Below are 16,950 nucleotides of genomic sequence, written 5' to 3'. Positions count from 1 at the left end.
TCTCCGGGTGGGGGTGTGGGGGGGGGTCCGCGGGGTTGGGGGGGCGCGCCCGCGCCGCGGTCCCGCGGCGCGATGCGCCGCTCACCCTCATCCAACCTCCGCTAGGCAGCGGAGCTGCCAAGCTGCGGCATCCTTCTCCCATCAAGGGAGAAGGCTTGGCGGCCCTCACTTCCGCGCCCATGGCCGGCCGCTCGTCTCTTCCTCGGCGATCATCTGCTGCTGCTGCTCGCGCAGGTGCCACGGCATCTCCTCGAACACGCCATCGAACAGCGAATCGAGCGGCTGGTGCAGGCCGTGGCCGAGAATGCCGTTCTGCTCCGCCGCCTTCTGCTCGGCGCGGACATGCTCGGCGAGCTCTTTGTCCTGCGCGGCGTGGCGCGCCTCGTCCCATTCGCCGATCGCGATCAGGTGATCCTTGAGGCGGGTGATCGGGTCGCCCAACGGCCAGGCGGTCGGCTCGCCGGCGGAGCGGTATTGCGAGGGGTCGTCCGAGGTGGAATGGCCTTCGGCGCGATAGGTGAAATGCTCGATCAGCGTCGGCCCGGCATTGGTCCGCGCGCGCTCCGCTGCCCACTGAGTCGCGGCATAGACCGCCAGCGCGTCATTCCCATCGACTCTGAGGCCCGCGATGCCATAGCCGATCGCGCGCGCCGCAAAGGTGGTCGCCTCCGCGCCGGCGAAACCCGAGAAGCTGCTGATCGCCCACTGGTTGTTGACGACGTTGAAGATCACCGGCGCGCGATAGACGGTGGCGAAGGTGAGCGCGGAGTGGAAATCGCCCTCCGCGGTCGATCCCTCGCCGCACCAGGTGGCGGCGATGCGGGTGTCGCCCTTGGCGGCGCTCGCCATCGCCCAGCCCACCGCCTGCGGATATTGCGTGGTCAGGTTGCCCGAGATCGAGAAGAAGCCGTGGTCCTTCTCCGAATACATGATCGGCAGCTGCTTGCCCTGCAGCTTGTCGCCCCTGTTCGAATAGATTTGGTTCATCATGTTCACGAGCGGGAAGTCGCGCGCGATCAGCAGGCCCTGCTGGCGGTAGGAGGGGAAGCACATATCGTCGCGGTCGAGCGCATGCGCCGCCGCCACCGCCACCGCCTCCTCGCCCAGACTTTTCATGTAGAAGCTGGTCTTGCCCTGCCGCTGGGCGCGGAACATCCGCTCGTCGAAGGCGCGCACCAGCGCCATGTGGCGCAGCATGCGGCGCAAGGTGTCGGGCGACAGCTTCGGGTCCCACGGGCCCACCGCACGGCCCTCATCGTCCAGTACGCGGACCATCGTATAGGCGAGGTCGGCGAAGCTGCGCGGCGCGGCGGCGGTGTCGGGGCGGGGGGCGGCGCCCGCGGCGGGCACCTCCACCTCGGCGAAATCCACCGCGTCGCCCGGCCGGAAGCGCGGCTCCGGCACGTGCAGCGACAATGGCTTCAGGTTGGGGCGGGGGTCGCTTGCCAACGGGCTCTCCTGGTTTCGTGCGCGTCAACGCACGCGCAGACCCTTTCGCGCCATTGTAATATTATTTCAAGGGGTGGAGCGGCTCAATCCTCCGCCGCGACGGTCACGCGCAGGCCGTCGAGCGCGGCGGTGAATTGGATCTGGCAGGACAGGCGCGAGGTCTCGTCGCGATCCTCGGCCGAGTCGAGCAGGTCGTTCTCGTCCTCGCTCATCGGCGGCAGCAGGCTTGCGAACGCCGGGTCGACATGGACGTGGCATGTCGCGCACGAGCAGCAGCCGCCGCACAGCGCCAGGATCTCGTCGATCCCGCCATCGCGCGCGATCTCCATCACCGATAGGCCGGTCTCGGCCTCCAGCTCGCGTTCTTCCCCCTCGCGCGTCACGACGATAAGCTTGGCCATCATGCTCTCCGATATCCGTTTCCCGATCCATGCCGCTCCACGCGGAGCCCTGCAATGGGATTGAGCGAGGCCGCGCTGCGCGCCGACTGCGACGCGCTCGCCGCGCTGGAGCCCGCCTTCGCCGCCGCGCTCGCCCGCGTCGGCTATCCGCCCACCCGCATCCGCGAGCGCGGCTATGCCACCTTGCTGCGCACCATCGTCGGCCAGCAGGTCAGCGTCCACGCCGCCGCCTCGGTGTGGCGCAAGCTGGAGGCGCTGGGCGACCCGACCGACCCGGTGCTGGTGGCGGGGCACAGCGACGAGGCGCTGCGCGCCTGCGGCTTCTCGCGCCAGAAGGCGAGCTATGCGCGCAGCCTGGCCGAGGAGGTGACGAGCGGCCGGCTCGACCTCGCCAACCTGCCGGAGGACGACGAGGAAGCGATCGCGCAATTGGTGCGGGTGAAGGGCATCGGCCGCTGGTCGGCGGAGATCTACCTGCTGTTTGCCGAAGGGCGGCCCGACGTGTGGCCGGCGGGCGACCTCGCGGTGCAGATCGAGCTCGGCCGCATGCTGGGGCATGAGGCGCGGCCGAGCGAGAAGCTGACCCGCGAGCTGGCGGAGAAATGGCGCCCGCACCGCGGCGCGCTCGCGATCCTGGCCTGGCATCACTACGGCGCGAAGGGCGACGCGGAGATGGCGCCGGTCTAGGGTGAGCGGCGTGTACCCCGCTCCCGTTCGTGCTGGGGAACGACTGAGCGCAGCGAAGGCGTGTCTCGAAGCACCGACGGATCGTGTGAACCATCCTTCGAGACGCTACTTCGCTTCGCTCAGCAGCTCCTCAGGATGAACGGGTTTGTGTGGTCAGAAGTCTCCAACTCACTCCACCCCCAGCTGTCCCAGCAGGAACGCCTGCGCCTCCGCATTCTGGCGGTAGCGCTCGAACCGGCCGCTCTTGCCGCCATGCCCGGCCTCCATGTTCACCCGGAACACTAGCGGGTTCGCATCGGTCTTCACCGTGCGCAGCTTCGCTACCCACTTGGCCGGCTCATAATACTGCACCTGCGAGTCCCATAGCCCGGTGCCGACATACAGCGCTGGATAGTCCTGCGGCTTGAGGTTGTCGTAGGGCGAATAGGCGGCCATCACGTCATACCACTTCTTCTCGGCCGGGTTGCCCCATTCGTCGAATTCATTGGTGGTCAGCGGGATGGAAGTGTCGAGCATGGTGGTCAGCACGTCCACGAACGGCACCTGCGCGACGATCACCTTGTAATCCTTGGGCGCCATGTTGGCGACGCCGCCCATCAGCAGCCCGCCCGCCGAGCCGCCCATCGCCGCCACCCGGCCCGGCGCGGCATATTTCTCGCGCACCAGGAAGCGGGTCACGTCGATGAAGTCGGTGAAGCTGTTGATCTTGTTGGCGAGGTGCCCCTGGTCGTACCAGTCACGCCCCATCTCCTGCCCGCCGCGGATGTGCGCGATGGCCACCACCACGCCGCGGTCGGCGAGGCTGGGATAGCTGACCGAAAAGCCCGGATCGCTGGAAATGCCATAGGCGCCATAGGCATATTGGAAGAGCGGCGCGGTGCCGTCGCGCTCCAGCCCGCGCGCGTGGAACAGGCTCACCGGCACGCGGGTGCCGTCCCGCGCGGTGGCCCAGACCCGCGCGGTCTCGTATTTCGAGGCGTCATAGCCGGGCACCGGCTGCACTTTGAGGGTGCGGCGCTCGCCGGTCTTTGCATTGACCTCGAACGTGGTCGTCGGCGTCACCAGCGAGGTATAGGTGTAGCGCAGCCAGTCGGTGCCCGCCTCCTCGTTGGTAGCGAGGTCCATGGTGAAGGCGGGCTCGTCGGCGGTGACTGGCGTGCTGGTCCCGTCTGCCTTCAGCAGCCGCATCCTTTTGTTGCCGCCCGAGCGCTCCTCGATCGCGACGAAGCCGTCGAACGGCTTGAACGCCTCGATAAAGTCGGTCGCGCGGGCCGGCACCAGGTCGGTCCAGGCGGCGGCGCCGTCCGCCTTTTGCACCAATTTGTAGTTCTTCGCCCCGTCCGCATTGGTGCGCATGATCCAGCGGCTGCCGACGTGATCGGCATCGTAGAGCACGTCGCGCTGGCGCGACGCGATCACCGCGAAGCGGTCGGGCGCGGCGGCGGGGGCACAGCGCTGCTCCGACTGCACGGTGCTCTGCACCGCGATGCAGACGAACTTGTCGTCGGCGGTCTTGCCGATGCCGGTGTAGAAGCTCTCGTCCTTCTCGGTGAACACGATCGCGTCGGCGCTCGCCGGCTGGCCGAGCCGGTGGCGCAACACCTTGTCCGAGCGGAGCGTGGTCGCATCCTTGCCGACGTAGAAGAGCGACTGGCCGTCGCCCGACCAGACCAGGTTCGCCTCCACGTTGGCCACCGTGTCCGCCGCGACCTTCCCGCTGGCGATGTCCTTGACCCTGAGGACGAACTGGCGGCGGCCGACGGTGTCCTCGGCCCAGGCGATCATGCTTCCGTCCGGGCTCACCACCCAGTCGCCGATTTGGAAGAAGCCGTGGCCCTTGGCCATCGCCGGCTGGTCGAACAGCACCTCCTCGGGCGCCTCCATCGTCCCCTTGCGGCGGGCGACGATCGGATAGTCGGCGCCGGTCTCGAAACGGGTGTAATACCAGTATCCGTTCTTGCGATACGGCACGGTGGCGTCGTCCTGCTTGATCCGGCCCACCGTCTCGCGGAACAGCGCCTCCGCCAGCGGCTTGACCGGCGCGACCACCGCATCGGTATAGGCGTTCTCGGCCTTGAGATAGGCCAGCATTTCCGGGTTTTTCCGGGTGTCGTCGCGCAGCCAGTAATAATCGTCGGTCCGCTCGGCCCCGAACGGCGCGCGCACGACATGCGGCTTCCTGGCGGCGACCGGCGGCTTCGCCTCCTGGGCGGCGGCGCTGGTGGCCGCGAGAGCCGCGACGAGTGCGATCAGGCGCATGGATTCCCCTTTGGTGACTCGGGCTGTTGCCTCGATCGACGGACGATAACGGTGCCCCCGTTCGCGCGAAAGCGGAAGGGAAAGATCGCGGGGCCCCGTGCAAACAAGCGTTTGCATTTCATTTCATTGCGGCGTAGCGGGCGCGGCGACGCAGGGAGACTCGGCGCCCATGGCCGAAAACGACACCAAGCACGACGAAGACCGCACGCCCGACGACCAGTCGCCGGCCGAGGATGCGCAGGACAAGAAGCCGTCCGTGTTCCGCAAGCCTTTGTTCTGGGTGATCCTGCTCGCGGTGGCGGCGGTACTCATCGTCGGCGGGCTGCTGTGGTGGCTCGACGCGCGCAAATATGAGTCGACCGACAATGCATTCGTCGACACGCACATCGTCCGCCTCGCTCCCGAGGTCGCCGGCACGCTCGTCGAGGTCGCCGACGTCGACAACCGCCATGTCGAGGCGGGACGGTTGCTCGCGGTGATCAAGCCGCGCGGACCCGAGGCGCAGCTTGCCGAGGAGCAGGCGAACGTGGTCGCCGGCGAAGCCCAGGCGCGCCAGGCGGAGGCCAACATCTCCGCCGCGCTCGCCGCTCAGGCGCAGGCCGCCGCGCAGGCGCGCGCGCCGCTCGCCGAGGCGGAAAAGGCCGCGCAGGACCTTGCCCGCTACCAGGCTTTGCTCCGGCTCGATCGCGCCTCGGTCGCCGCGCAGCAGCTCGATCAGGCGCGCGCCGCTGCCCGCTCCGCCGCCGCCCAGGCCGCCGCCGCGCGCCGCCAGGTCGACAATGCCGCGGCGCAGGTGGAGGTCGCCCGCCGTGCCGCGCGCGCCGCCCGCGCACAGACCGGCGCGCAGCGCGCCCGCGTCCAGCAGGCACAGGTGACGCTCGGCAACCTGCGGCTCACCGCGCCGGTTGCGGGCACGGTAGTCAACCGCCAAGTCAATCTCGGAAGCTATGTCGCGCCGGGCACGCAGCTGATGGCTTTGGTGCCGGACCGGATGTGGGTCACCGCCAACTTCAAGGAAACGCAGCTCAAGCTGATGCGCATCGGCCAGCCGGTGACGCTCAAGGTCGACGCCTTCCCCGATGTCGAGCTGCACGGCCGCGTCGACAGCTTCCAGCGCGGCGCTGGCCAGGCCTTTGCGCTGCTGCCGCCGCAGAACGCGACTGGAAACTATGTGAAGGTCGTCCAGCGCGTCCCCGTGCGCATCGAGTTCGTCGGCCAGGAATGGAAGAAGCTGCCGCTCGGCCCCGGCATGTCGGTGGTCCCCACCGTCCAGGTGCGCGACTGACATGGCAGTCGACTGGACGCCGGATCGGTCAGCCGCCGGGGGGATGAACCCCTGGGCGCTGGTGGGCGTGATCTCGATCCCGACCTTCATGGAGGTGCTCGACACCTCGATCGCCAACGTCGCGCTCGATCATATCGCCGGCGGCCTGTCGGTCACCACCGACCAGGCGACCTGGGTGCTGACCAGCTACCTGGTCGCCAATGCGATCGTCATCCCGATCTCGGGCTGGCTGTCGGACGCGATCGGCCGCAAGCGCTACTTCCTGATCTCGATCGCGCTGTTCACGATCGCCTCCTTCCTGTGCGGCATCGCGCCCAACCTGACCACGCTCGTCATCGCGCGCGTGCTCCAGGGCATCGGCGGCGGCGGACTGGCGCCGGTCGAGCAGGCGATGATCGCCGACACCTTCCCGCCCGAGAAACGCGCCATGGCGTTCGCGGCTTTCGCCATCGTCGTGGTGGTCGGTCCCGTGCTTGGGCCGATGGCGGGCGGCTACATCGTCGAACATTCGACCTGGCATTGGGTGTTCCTGATCAACGTGCCGATCGGCATTGCCGCCTTCTTCGCCTCGGCCGCGGTGATCGACGAGCCCGAGCGGGTGCGTCAGGACCGCGCCGAGCGGTTCAAGAACGGCCTTCGGATCGACTATGTCGGGGTGGCGCTGGTGGTGCTCGGCCTCGGCTTCCTGGAGATCACCTTCGATCGCGGCGAGCGCGAGGAATGGTTCGCGTCCGGCTTTATCGTCTCTACCGCAGCGATCGCCGCGGTCAGCCTGGTCGCGCTGGTGATCTGGGAATGGCACCACAAGGATCCGGTAGTGGACCTGAAATTGCTGAAGAACCGCAATTTCTCCGCCACCCTGCTGGTGATGGGGATGACCGGACTAATCCTCTACGGCACCACCCAGCTGATCCCGCAGATGCTCCAGCAGGTGCTGGGTTATTCGGCGCTCGACGCGGGGCTGGCGCTCACCGCCGGCGGCGTCGCGACTCTGGTGGCGGTGCCGTTCGCCGGGCGACTGACCGGCAAGGTGGACGTGCGCCTGCTGCTGGGCGGCGCGCTGATCGTGCAGGCGCTGGCGTTGTGGAACATGAGCCACCTGTCCGCCGACATCAGCTTCGCCGACGCGGCCACCGCGCGGCTCTATCAGGCGGCGGCGCTGCCCTTCCTCTTCGTGCCGATCAACGCGGTTGCCTATATCGGCCTGAAGCAGAGTCAGACCGCGCAGGCCTCCAGCCTGCTCAACGTCGCGCGCAACCTGGGCGGCACCTTCGGAATCTCGATTTCCCAGACCATGCTCGCGGGCGGCATCCAACGCCATCAGAGCGAGCTGGTGCAGACGCTGAACCCGCTCGATCCAAATTACAACGACTGGCTCCAGCGCGCCGGCGCGGCGTTCGGCAGCACCGGCGATCCCGTCACGCCGCTCGCGGTGCTCTACAGCCAGGTCCAGCGGCAGGCGGCGATGCTGTCCTTCCTGGACGTGTTCCGCACGCTGATGATCGTCGTCTTCCTGTCGGTCCCGATCGTGTTGCTGATGCGCGCGCCCAAGGGCGGCGCCGCGCCCGCCGGCGGAGGCATGCATTGATGAAGCGCTTCCTTCCCCTCCTCGCCCTGTCGGCCTGCACGGTCGGCCCGGACTATCGCCCGCCCGAAGCGGCGGCACCCGCCGCCTTCGCAGCCTCGCAGGGCAGCACCACGGCGGCGATTCCCGCGGACTGGTGGACCCTGTTCGGCGACCGCGTGCTCGACGATCTCGTCGCGCGCGCGCTGAAGGACTCGCCCGACATCGCCACCGCCGCCTCGCGCGTCCGCCAGGCGCGGTTGCAGGAGGTGATCGCCGGCGCCGCGGGCAAGCCGACGGTCAACGCCAGCGCGGGCGCCAGCCGGATCGAGTTCAGCAAGAACGCCGGCTTCGCCACGCTGGCGCAGCAGTTCAGCGGCGGTGGTGGAACGGGGGAGGGCGCCCCCAATGGTCTCGGCCTGCCCGGCACCGGCATCTCGACCTTCTCGCTGGGCTTCGACGCCGCTTGGGAGCTCGACCTGTTCGGCGGCGCGCGTCGCGGCCGCGAGGCCGCCACCGCGCGGCGCGAGGCGGCCGAGTTCGGCGGGCAGGACGCCGCGCTCACCCTCGCCGCCGAGGTCGCATCCGCCTATTTCCAGCTGCGCCTCGCCGAGGTCCAGCTCGCCACCGTCGAAGAGGAGCTGGAGCGCCAGCAGCGCGGCAACCAGATCAGCGCCAATATCGCGCGCGTCGGCCTGGTGCCGGAGACCGACGTGGTCCGCGGGCGTGGCTCGATCAGCGCCACCCAGGCCCGCCTCGAACCGCTTCGCGCCGAGATCGCGGTCCAGCGCAACGCCATCGCCACCCTGCTCGGCCAGCCGCCCGAGGGCTTCGTGATCCCTGCCGCGACGCCCGCGCTCGCCGTCCCCGCCATCCCCGCCGGCCTCCCCGCCGACCTGATTCGCCGCCGCCCGGACGTGCGCGCCGCCGAGCGCCGGCTCGCCGCCGCCACTGCCGACATCGGCGTCGCCACCGCGGATCTGTACCCGAAGTTCCAGCTCACCGGTGTCGCCCAGCTGATCTCCACCGCGCTGCGCACGCTGTTCGATGGCGACAGCCTCCAGCTCACCGCCAGCGGCCAGGCCTCCTTCCCGCTGCTTGACTGGGGGCGCCGCCGGTCGACGGTGAAGCTGCGCGAGGAGGACCGCCTCCAGGCCTATGAGGCGTGGCGCGCCGCGGTGCTCACCGCGTATCGCGAGGTGGAGGACGCGCTGGTCCGCCTCGATGCCGAGCGTCGCCGCAACGCCACGCTCGCCGCGGCGGTGAACGATCGCTTCGCCAGCGCGCGCTCGACCGAGGCGCAATATCGCACCGGCTTCGTCGCGCAGGATCAGTTGCTGATCGCCGAGGTCAACCTCCTCACCTCGCGCGAGGACAAGGCGCAGTCCGACGATGCGCTGCGCCGCCAGACGGTCGCACTGGTCAAGGCGCTGGGCGGCGGCTGGGCTCCATGAAACGATCGGACGCCACGCGCGAGCGTATCCTCGACGCCGCCCGCGCGCTGTTCGCCGAGCAGGGGTTCGAGCGCACCACCATCCGCGCGGTCGCCGCCGCGGCGGAGATCAACCCCTCGCTGGTGATCCGCTATTTCGGCAGCAAGGAGGGGCTGTTCGCCGCCTCCACCGAGCTCAAGCTGCGCGTCGCCGATTTGTCGCTGGTGCCCCCGGACAAGCGCGGCGAGGCGATCGTCACCGCCTTTCTCGATCGCTGGGAAGGCCCGGGCGCGGGCGAGGAACTCGCCATCATGCTGCGCGCCGCCGCCAGCCACGAGGGCGCGCGGCAGAATTACCTGGAGGCGATGCAGCGCCAGGTGCGCCCGATGATCGCAACCGTCTGCCCGCCCGACCGCATCGACATCTGCATGGCGCTGATCAAGACCCAGCTCTCGGGTCTCGCGCTGTCCCGCTACGTGCTGCGCGTGCCCGCGGTGGTCGCGCTCGAGCGCGATTTTCTGATCCGCCGCATCGGCGCGACCATCCAGGGCTATCTCACCAACCCCGACGGTTGACCGCTGAATACATGATCCATATACGTTTCGTATATCGCAAGGGATCGTGATGGGCATCGTGAAGATCGACGACGGGCTGCACGAGGAGGTGCGCCGCGCCAGCGGGGTGATGTGCCGCTCGATCAACGCGCAGGCGGAGTTCTGGATGAAGATCGGCATGCTCGCCGAGGCGAACCCGACCCTGTCGTTCGTCGAGATCATCAGGATGCAGCGCGCCGCCGCGCCCGATCCGCTTGCCGGCGTGCTCGCCGCCTGATGGTCAAGACACCTGACGAGATCGCGCTGATGCGCGTCTCGGGCCGGCTGCTCGCCTCCGTCTTCGAGATGCTGGACGAACAGGACCTGGCCGGCATGTCGACGCTGGCGGTCAACGATCTGGTCGAACGCTATATCACGCACGATCTGGCGGGGCGGCCGGCGAGCAAGGGGCAATATGGCTTCAAGTTCGTGCTCAACTGCTCGATCAATCAGGTAGTCTGCCACGGCGTGCCGAGCGCGGACGAGGTGATCCGAGACGGCGACATCATCAACCTCGACATCACGCTGGAGAAGAACGGCTTCATCGCCGATTCGAGCAAGACCTATGTCGTCGGCGAGGCCTCGCCGGCGGCGCGGCGGCTGGTGCGGGTGACGCAGCAGGCGATGTGGCAGGGCATCGCGCAGATCCGCCCCGGCGCACACCTCGGCGACATCGGCTTCGCGATCGAGCGCCACGCCAAGAAGCACGGCTATGCGGTGGTGCGCGACTTCTGCGGCCACGGCATCGGCCGTGCGATGCACGAGGAACCGTCGGTGCTGCACTTCGGCCGTCGCGGAACGGGGGTGCGGCTGCGCGAAGGCATGGTGTTCACCGTCGAGCCGATGCTCAACCAGGGCACCCGCAAGGTGGCGACGCAGGACGACGGCTGGACGGTGGTGACGCAGGACGGCCGGCTTTCAGCGCAGTTCGAGCACACCGTCGCGGTCACCGCCACCGGGGTGGAAGTGCTGACGCTGCGTGCCGGCGAGGTGCCGCAGCACGGCTGAGGGGCCCCTATGGGCTACTGTCCACCTAGTGTGCTCCCGCGAAGGCGGGAGCCCAGACTGGGTCCCCGCCGTCGCGGGGACACATCGGCGGGGCAGTCGATCCGTCCTAACCCTCCCGCCGCATCTCCGCACCGCCGGCGCGGCGCACATCGAGCACGTTGACCCCCGCCACCAGCACTGGCCGCCCGCCCTCGACCCTGAGGCCACCGGGCAGCGCGCGGACATCCTGCCAGCGCACCTCGCGCGCACTCAGCCGTCGCCCGCGCGCGGTAACCAGCGCGACGCGGTTGTGCCGGCCCACCACCAGCGCGGCGCGGCGATCGTCGCCGACCAGCGCCTCCAGCGCCGCGAAGCCGGGCAGGGCACCCGCCGCCGCCAGCGCCGCGGCATCGCCCACCGCGCCGCCGCGGCCGCGCAGCCACCACCAGACGGCCACGCCCGCCACCGCCGCGACCAGCGCGGCGGCCACGCTCCACAGCGTTGCGGTCATGCCCCGGCGGCGACCGATTGCAGCAGCGGCCGCGCGCCCGCCAGGTCGTAGCCGGCGCCGCCCGCCTGTACGATCAGGTCATCCACGGGCACGCCCATGCCGGCGCTGGCGAGCGCCCACAGGTGGCAGGAGCGCGTGCCCGACCGGCAATAGGCGAGGATCGGGCCGTTCGCGGCGGCAATCGCGTCCAGCGTCGCGGTCACCTGGTCGAGGCGGAAGCCGTGATGGTCCACCGGCACCGCCAGATAGTCGAGCCCCACCGCCCGGCACGCCGCCTCAACCGCCTCGCCCGTGGGTTGGCCCGGCGCCTCGTCATCGGGGCGGTTGTTGATCACCAGCACATAACCCGCCGCGCGGATCTCGGCAGCGTCCTCGGGGGCGATCTGCGGCGCGACCGCGAAGCGGGAGTCGATGGGGCGGATGTCGAGCATGGAACGTAACCTTTGTGACCCTCACCCTCGGCGCTTCGCGCCTCTCCCTCTCCCGATGGGAGAGGGAAGGGGCCCGCTCGGCGCAGCCGTGTGGGATGGGTGAGGGTGACCGGCGTTAACCGCTCCGCCCGGCGTGAGGAAGGTCAATTGTCCCGCAATACCTTCAGGAACGCCTCCCCATAAGCCTCCAGCTTGCGTTGTCCCACGCCGGTGATCCGCCCCAGCGCCGCCAGCGTCGCCGGGCGGGCCGCCGCCATCTCGCGCAGCACCGAATCGTGGAACACCACATAAGGCGGCACGCCCGCCTCCTTGGCGAGGTCGCGGCGGCAGGCGCGCAGCGCCTCGAACAGCGGATCGGCGGGGCCGGCATCGGCGCCGTCGCGCCGTCGCTTCGCGCGCTTGGGCGGCAATACCAGCGACAGGCCTTCCTCGCCCTTCAGGATCGCGCGTGCGCCCGGCCCGAACTCCAGCCCGCCGTGTGGATTGGTCCGCAGCGCGTCACGCAGCAGCAGCGCGCGGCCGACTGGCTTGAGCAGCGCCGCCTCCTCGCTGCCGACGATGTTCCACACCGATAGCGCTTCATGCCCGCTTAGCAGGCTGCGCTCGGTCGACTTGCCGGTCAGCACCTGCTCCACATAGGTCGCGCCGAAGCTCTGCCCGGTGCGGAACACCGCGGAGAGATATTTGCGCGCGGTCTCGGTCGCGTCGGTGGCGGTGGGCGGCGAGAGGCAATTATCGCAATTGCCGCAGGTCTCGGGCGGGGTCTCGCCGAAATGAGTCAGCAGGATGCGCCGACGGCAGCCCGCGGTCTCCACCAATGCGCCCAGCGCCGCCAGCCGTTGGCGCTCGCCCGCGCGGCGGCCCGGCTCCATCTCGCCGATCCACTGGTTGGCGCGCGCAAAATCCTCCGCGCCCCAGAACAAATGCGCCACCGCCGGATCGCCATCGCGGCCCGCGCGGCCGGTTTCCTGGTAATAGCCCTCGATCGACTTGGGCAGGCCGGCATGCGCTACGAAGCGCACATCGGGCTTGTCGATCCCCATGCCGAAGGCGACGGTCGCCACCATCACCATGTCCTCGCTGGCGACGAACGCCGCCTGGTTGCGCCGCCGCACCTCCGGCTCAAGCCCGGCATGATAGGCGCGCACCGGCCGACCGGTGCTGGCCAGCGCCGCGGCGAGCTTCTCGGTCCCCGCGCGGCTCTGGACATAGACGATGCCCGGCCCTGGCGTGTCGCGGATCAGGTCGGCGATCTGGCGCGTGGTGTTGTCGCGCGGGGCGATGGCGTAACGGATGTTGGGCCGGTCGAATCCCGCCACGATCATCCCCGCCTCGGGAATGCCGAGCTGCTGGAGGATGTCCGCGCGGGTCACCGCATCGGCGGTGGCGGTCAGTGCCAGCCGCGGCACGCGCGGGAAGGCGTCGAGCAAAGGGCGGAGCAGGCGATAATCGGGGCGGAAGTCATGCCCCCATTCGCTGACGCAATGCGCCTCGTCGATCGCGAACAGGGCGAGCGGTGCCTGCCCGAGCAGATCGCGGAAAGCGCCCTGCGACGCGCGCTCGGGCGCGACATAGAGCAGGTCGAGCGCGCCGTCGCGGAAGCGGGCGAGCGTCTCCGCCCGGTTCTCGTCGACGCTGGTCAGCGTCGCCGCGCGCAAGCCCACCGCCTCGGCAGCGCGCAACTGGTCGTGCATCAGCGCGATCAGCGGGGAGACGACCACGCAGGTCCCGTCCAGCGTCGCCGCGGGTAGCTGGTAGCACAAGGACTTGCCCGCACCGGTCGGCATCACCGCCAGCGTGCTCTCGCCTGTCAGCACCCGGCCGACCACCTGGCCCTGGACGCCGCGGAAATCGGGAAAGCCGAAGACGCGGTGGAGGACGGAACGGGGATCTTCGGTCACCGGCCGCCGGTTAGCGGGACGGGGCGGGCGCGACAATGCCGTGGCGGCGGCAGCGTGGGAGCGCGCTTGCCGCCGCCCCGACCCGATCAGAGGATGAAGTCGTTCGCCACCAGGCGGTCGCCCTCCACCATCAGGGCGAAATCGGCCTTGCCGTCGCCGTTGGTGTCGCCTTCGACGAAGGTGACGCCGGCCTTGAAGGTCCAGCGCAGCTCGCCCGCGTTACCGCTGAACGCCTTGGCGCCGATCACGTGAAAGGCGTCATCTTTGCCGCTGCCGGCGATCGCGTCGATCCCCTTGAGGTCGATCTTGTCCTTCTGCGCATGGCTGAAGTCTAGGATCTGGTCCGCGGTCGTCCGGGTCGCGCCCGAATGGCCGTCGTCGAACGCGAAGCGGTCCGCGCCCGCGCCGCCGGTCAGCCGGTCGACCCCGGTGCTGCCGATCAGGCGATCGTTGCCGCCCGCGCCATTCAGCCGATCGTTGCCGCCGCCGCCGTTCAGCACGTTGGTCGCGCCATCGCCGGTCAGCATGTCGGCGCGCGCGGTGCCGGTCAGGTTCTCGATCCCGTTCAGGAACTCCCACACGCCCGGCGTCAGTTCCCGCGCGGTGTTGATCGTCACGGTGACGCCGCTCGCCTCGCCGGCGTAGCTCACCGTGTCGATCCCGTCGCCGCCCCAGATGTTGTCCGCGCCCTCGCCGCCAGAGAGCAGGTCGTCGCCGGCGCCGCCGTCCAGATAATCCTTGCCCGCGCCGCCGCGCAGCGTGTCGTTGTCGGCGCCCGCCCACAGCAGGTCGTCGCCTTCGTCCCCGTCCAGCGTGTCCGCGCCCGCGTCGCCGCTCAGCCGGTCGATGCCGGCGCCGCCGCTGATCGTGTCGATGCCGTCGCCGCCCCAGATCGAGTCGTCACCGTCGCTGCCGGCGAGCTTGTCGTTGCCCGCTTCGCCGCTCAGCGTGTCGTTCCCACTGTGCCCGGACAGGCGATCGTTGCCGGCGCCCCCGGCAAGCGAATCGTTGCCGGCCATGCCGGACAGGGTGTCGTTGCCCTCGTGACCCCAGATCGTGTCGGCGAGCGCGCCGCCGGTGATCGTGTCGTGGAAGTTGCCGCTCGCCGCGGACATCAGCACCTTCTCGACCCCGACGGTCTTGTTGGCCTTGACCCAGGTGTCGTATTTGAAGCTCATCTTGGTCTGGAACCAGAAGGTGATCTGGTCGGTGCCGGCGCCGCCGTCGATCGCCAGCTTGGATCCTTGGCCATAGCGAATCTCGACCAGGTCGTCGCCGTTGCCGCCGTTCAGCCGGTCCAGCCCCTTGCCGCCGCCATAGCCGCCCAGCAACGTGTCGTTGCCCTCGCCGCCGTGCAGCACGTCGCTGCCCTCGCGTCCCTGGAGCATGTCGTTGCCGGCATTGCCATGGATCACGTCGTTGCCGCCGATCCCCAGGATCGTCTCGTCGGTATCGAAGCCGTACTGAGTCAGCGTCTTCTTGGCCTGGTTCCAGGTCCAGCCGGCGACGTGCTTCCCGTCCTGCGCATCGTCGCCGTAGAGGTAGCGGATCGCATCATAATCGAGATAGCCGAGCTGGTCCTTCGGGTCCTTGTCGGGCGTGTAGCTCATCACCGTCGCGCCGTAATTGTCCACCGACGGGTCGAGCCGGATGTCACCCTCGAAAGGATGCTTGAGACCCAAGGCGTGGCCGATCTCGTGCAGGTAGAGCTGGAGCCAGTTCGCCGATTCATGATCGATGTAGACGTCGCTGGTGCTCGGCTGGCCGTCATAGGTGCCGCCCGGGAAGAATGCGAAGCCGCCGGCCTTCGGGTCGATATACTCGAGCTGGAGCTTGATGAACTTCATGTCGCCCTGTCCCGCGGCGACCTCGAAGAAGGTGATGCCCGAGGCAGCACCCCAGGCGGCGAGCGCCTCGCGCGCGAGGTCCTTCTGCGCCTCGGTCATCGGGCGGACCGAGTTGACCGCCTGCTTCGAATAATCGCCGCGGCTGTATTCGGGAACGGCAGTCTCAAAGGAATAGCTGTAGAAGGCCGAGCGGCCCGGCGTGCCGGAGATGCTTGCGACCGACCCGTCGGTGTTGCGCACGATCAGCGCGGTATAGTCGGTGACATAGGTGGGGGCGGCGACATGGTCCGGCTGGGCCGAAAGGCCGCAGCCGCACGGGCAAGCCCCCGCGGCCGCCTGCGCCCCGTCACGGTCCAGCCGGACCATCGCCGCGCCTTCCGCATGGTCGAGCGCGCCGGTGGCGCCATTGCGCGCATTGAGTCGATTGGCCATTCTAACCCCCTGATATCCCCCGCGGTCGCCGGCGCCTGCCGGCCGTCCGCCCGATGCAACCCCGTGCCCTCGCGCATCGCTGCGCGTCAATCAGGACGGCGGTGTTTGCACCCCATTTTGGGCCGCGAGAGATGGACAGCCTGTGCCGCTTCGGGACTCCGGTCAGGCCGTGGCCTGCGCCTTCGCCACCAGCGCGTCATCGATCTCGCGTGCGCGCACCGCCGCGGGGCGTGCGCTGATCCGCGCGATATAGGCCTCGAACGCGTCGCGCTTGGGCAGCGAGCCGAACATCACTCCCCAGGCGACCTGGCTGCCGGCATAGACGTCCGCGGCGGTGAAGCGGTCGCCGGCGAGATAGGGCGAGGCGGTCACCGCCTGCTCCAGCGTTTCGACCACCGCGTCGAAGCTGCCGTAGCCGACCATCGCGCGCTTGTCGTCGGGCACCTCGACGCCGAGCGACCGGTTGGTCACCGCCGCCTCCACCGGACCGGCGGCGTAGAACATCCAGCGATAGTAAGCCGCGCGCTCCGCATCCGTGGGCGCAAGGCCCGCGTGGGGGAACACGTCCGCCAGATAAGCGCAGATCGCCGCACCCTCGGTGACCACCCGGTCGTCATGGACGATCGCGGGCACCTTGCCCATCGGATTGACCCTGAGATAGTCCGGCGCCTTCATGCTGGTCGCATAGTCCAGCACCACCGTTTCGTACGGCGCGCCAACCTCCTCCAGCATCCAGCGGACGATCCGTCCGCGCGACATCGGGTTGGTGTAGAAGATCAGCGCCATCTCTTCTCTCCGGTGCGAGTCATCAGGAACATAAGTGGAACATAGATCGACTCAGCCGTCAAGCTGCCGGTGCAGAAAGGCCACCGTCCGCCCCCAGGCAAGGTCCGCCGCCGTCTTGTCGTAGCGTTCCGCCGAAGTGTCGTTGTTGAAGGCGTGGTCGACGCCCGGATAGGTGAACGCGGTGACCGGCTTGCCCGCCGCCTTGAGCGCGGCAACCCAGGGCGTCGCGGTCTGCGCGACGCGCGCGTCCTTCTCGGCCAAGTGGAGCATCAGCGGGCAGGACACGCGCGCCGCCTCGGCCGGGGCGGGTGCGGGGCCGTAATAGGAGACGCCCGCGTCGATGCCGCCCGCCACCGCCATCCGGTTCACGAACGCGCCGCCCCA

At 69.3% G+C, this 16,950-nt stretch carries 16 protein-coding genes; 7 read left to right on the top strand and 9 right to left on the bottom strand.

The genetic code is table 11. The features are described from left to right. Positions 1–165: 165 nt before the first annotated feature. Together ACFDTH_RS13865 and ACFDTH_RS13860 are read right to left on the bottom strand one after the other, a co-directional pair. Complete coding sequence (locus ACFDTH_RS13865) at positions 166–1,449, bottom strand: 3-methyl-2-oxobutanoate dehydrogenase (2-methylpropanoyl-transferring) subunit alpha (protein ID WP_375288139.1); 1,284 nt, start codon at positions 1,447–1,449, stop codon at positions 166–168. 83 nt (positions 1,450–1,532) lie between these two features. Further along, the gene (locus ACFDTH_RS13860; protein WP_375288138.1) at positions 1,533–1,850 is read right to left on the bottom strand and encodes a 2Fe-2S iron-sulfur cluster-binding protein; all 318 of its coding nucleotides are present in this window, start codon (positions 1,848–1,850) and stop codon (positions 1,533–1,535) included. A 54-nt stretch (positions 1,851–1,904) separates the two neighbouring features. Between ACFDTH_RS13860 and ACFDTH_RS13855 the strand changes: the two genes are divergently transcribed. Continuing rightward, entirely contained in the window at positions 1,905–2,537 is a 633-nt protein-coding gene (locus ACFDTH_RS13855; RefSeq protein ID WP_375288137.1) for a DNA-3-methyladenine glycosylase family protein, read from the top strand. A gap of 168 nt (positions 2,538–2,705) precedes the next feature. Here ACFDTH_RS13855 and ACFDTH_RS13850 read toward each other — a convergent pair whose 3' ends face one another. Then, the gene (locus ACFDTH_RS13850) at positions 2,706–4,796 is read right to left on the bottom strand and encodes a S9 family peptidase (protein ID WP_375288136.1); all 2,091 of its coding nucleotides are present in this window, start codon (positions 4,794–4,796) and stop codon (positions 2,706–2,708) included. 169 nt (positions 4,797–4,965) lie between these two features. On the opposite strand from ACFDTH_RS13850, the gene ACFDTH_RS13845 reads away from it, so the two are divergent. From ACFDTH_RS13845 to map, 6 genes are read left to right on the top strand one after another with little or no spacing between them, the layout of a single operon-like run. After that, positions 4,966–6,081, top strand: a complete 1,116-nt coding sequence (locus ACFDTH_RS13845; protein WP_375288135.1) for an HlyD family efflux transporter periplasmic adaptor subunit — start codon at positions 4,966–4,968, stop codon at positions 6,079–6,081. A 1-nt stretch (position 6,082) separates the two neighbouring features. Further along, positions 6,083–7,669 (top strand): DHA2 family efflux MFS transporter permease subunit, encoded by a 1,587-nt coding sequence (locus ACFDTH_RS13840; RefSeq protein ID WP_375288134.1) that lies wholly within the window; start codon positions 6,083–6,085, stop codon positions 7,667–7,669. After that, positions 7,669–9,099: an efflux transporter outer membrane subunit gene (locus tag ACFDTH_RS13835; RefSeq protein WP_375288133.1), complete on the top strand. Its 1,431-nt coding sequence runs from the start codon at positions 7,669–7,671 to the stop codon at positions 9,097–9,099. The genes ACFDTH_RS13840 and ACFDTH_RS13835 overlap by 1 nt, the downstream gene beginning before the upstream one ends. Beyond that, entirely contained in the window at positions 9,096–9,653 is a 558-nt protein-coding gene (locus ACFDTH_RS13830; protein ID WP_375288132.1) for a TetR family transcriptional regulator, read from the top strand. The genes ACFDTH_RS13835 and ACFDTH_RS13830 overlap by 4 nt, the downstream gene beginning before the upstream one ends. Positions 9,654–9,702: 49 nt before the next feature. Beyond that, positions 9,703–9,909 (top strand): ParD-like family protein, encoded by a 207-nt coding sequence (locus ACFDTH_RS13825; RefSeq protein WP_375288131.1) that lies wholly within the window; start codon positions 9,703–9,705, stop codon positions 9,907–9,909. Next, positions 9,909–10,679, top strand: a complete 771-nt coding sequence (map, locus tag ACFDTH_RS13820; protein ID WP_375288130.1) for a type I methionyl aminopeptidase — start codon at positions 9,909–9,911, stop codon at positions 10,677–10,679. The genes ACFDTH_RS13825 and map overlap by 1 nt, the downstream gene beginning before the upstream one ends. A gap of 106 nt (positions 10,680–10,785) precedes the next feature. Here the strand turns inward: map and ACFDTH_RS13815 are convergent, their stop codons facing one another. From ACFDTH_RS13815 to ACFDTH_RS13790, 6 genes are all read right to left on the bottom strand, one after another. Further along, the gene (locus tag ACFDTH_RS13815; protein ID WP_375288128.1) at positions 10,786–11,169 is read right to left on the bottom strand and encodes a hypothetical protein; all 384 of its coding nucleotides are present in this window, start codon (positions 11,167–11,169) and stop codon (positions 10,786–10,788) included. Then, the gene (locus ACFDTH_RS13810; RefSeq protein ID WP_375288126.1) at positions 11,166–11,600 is read right to left on the bottom strand and encodes a TIGR01244 family sulfur transferase; all 435 of its coding nucleotides are present in this window, start codon (positions 11,598–11,600) and stop codon (positions 11,166–11,168) included. The genes ACFDTH_RS13815 and ACFDTH_RS13810 overlap by 4 nt, the downstream gene beginning before the upstream one ends. Positions 11,601–11,743: 143 nt before the next feature. Then, a complete protein-coding gene (gene recQ, locus ACFDTH_RS13805) occupies positions 11,744–13,501 on the bottom strand; it encodes a DNA helicase RecQ (RefSeq protein ID WP_375288125.1) in 1,758 nt (585 codons plus the stop codon). Between the two features lie 86 nt (positions 13,502–13,587). Beyond that, the gene (locus ACFDTH_RS13800; RefSeq protein WP_375288124.1) at positions 13,588–15,780 is read right to left on the bottom strand and encodes a matrixin family metalloprotease; all 2,193 of its coding nucleotides are present in this window, start codon (positions 15,778–15,780) and stop codon (positions 13,588–13,590) included. Between the two features lie 162 nt (positions 15,781–15,942). Beyond that, positions 15,943–16,566 (bottom strand): glutathione S-transferase family protein, encoded by a 624-nt coding sequence (locus ACFDTH_RS13795; RefSeq protein ID WP_375288123.1) that lies wholly within the window; start codon positions 16,564–16,566, stop codon positions 15,943–15,945. Between the two features lie 51 nt (positions 16,567–16,617). Next, positions 16,618–16,950 (bottom strand): dienelactone hydrolase family protein (locus ACFDTH_RS13790; RefSeq protein ID WP_375288122.1); only part of this gene is annotated, 333 nt, incomplete at its 5' end.

Origin of the sequence: Sphingomonas sp. (assembly GCF_042096255.1) — a bacterium.
In the GTDB taxonomy this organism is placed as follows: domain Bacteria; phylum Pseudomonadota; class Alphaproteobacteria; order Sphingomonadales; family Sphingomonadaceae; genus Sphingomonas.
This window is presented reverse-complemented; position numbering and strand designations above follow the sequence as displayed.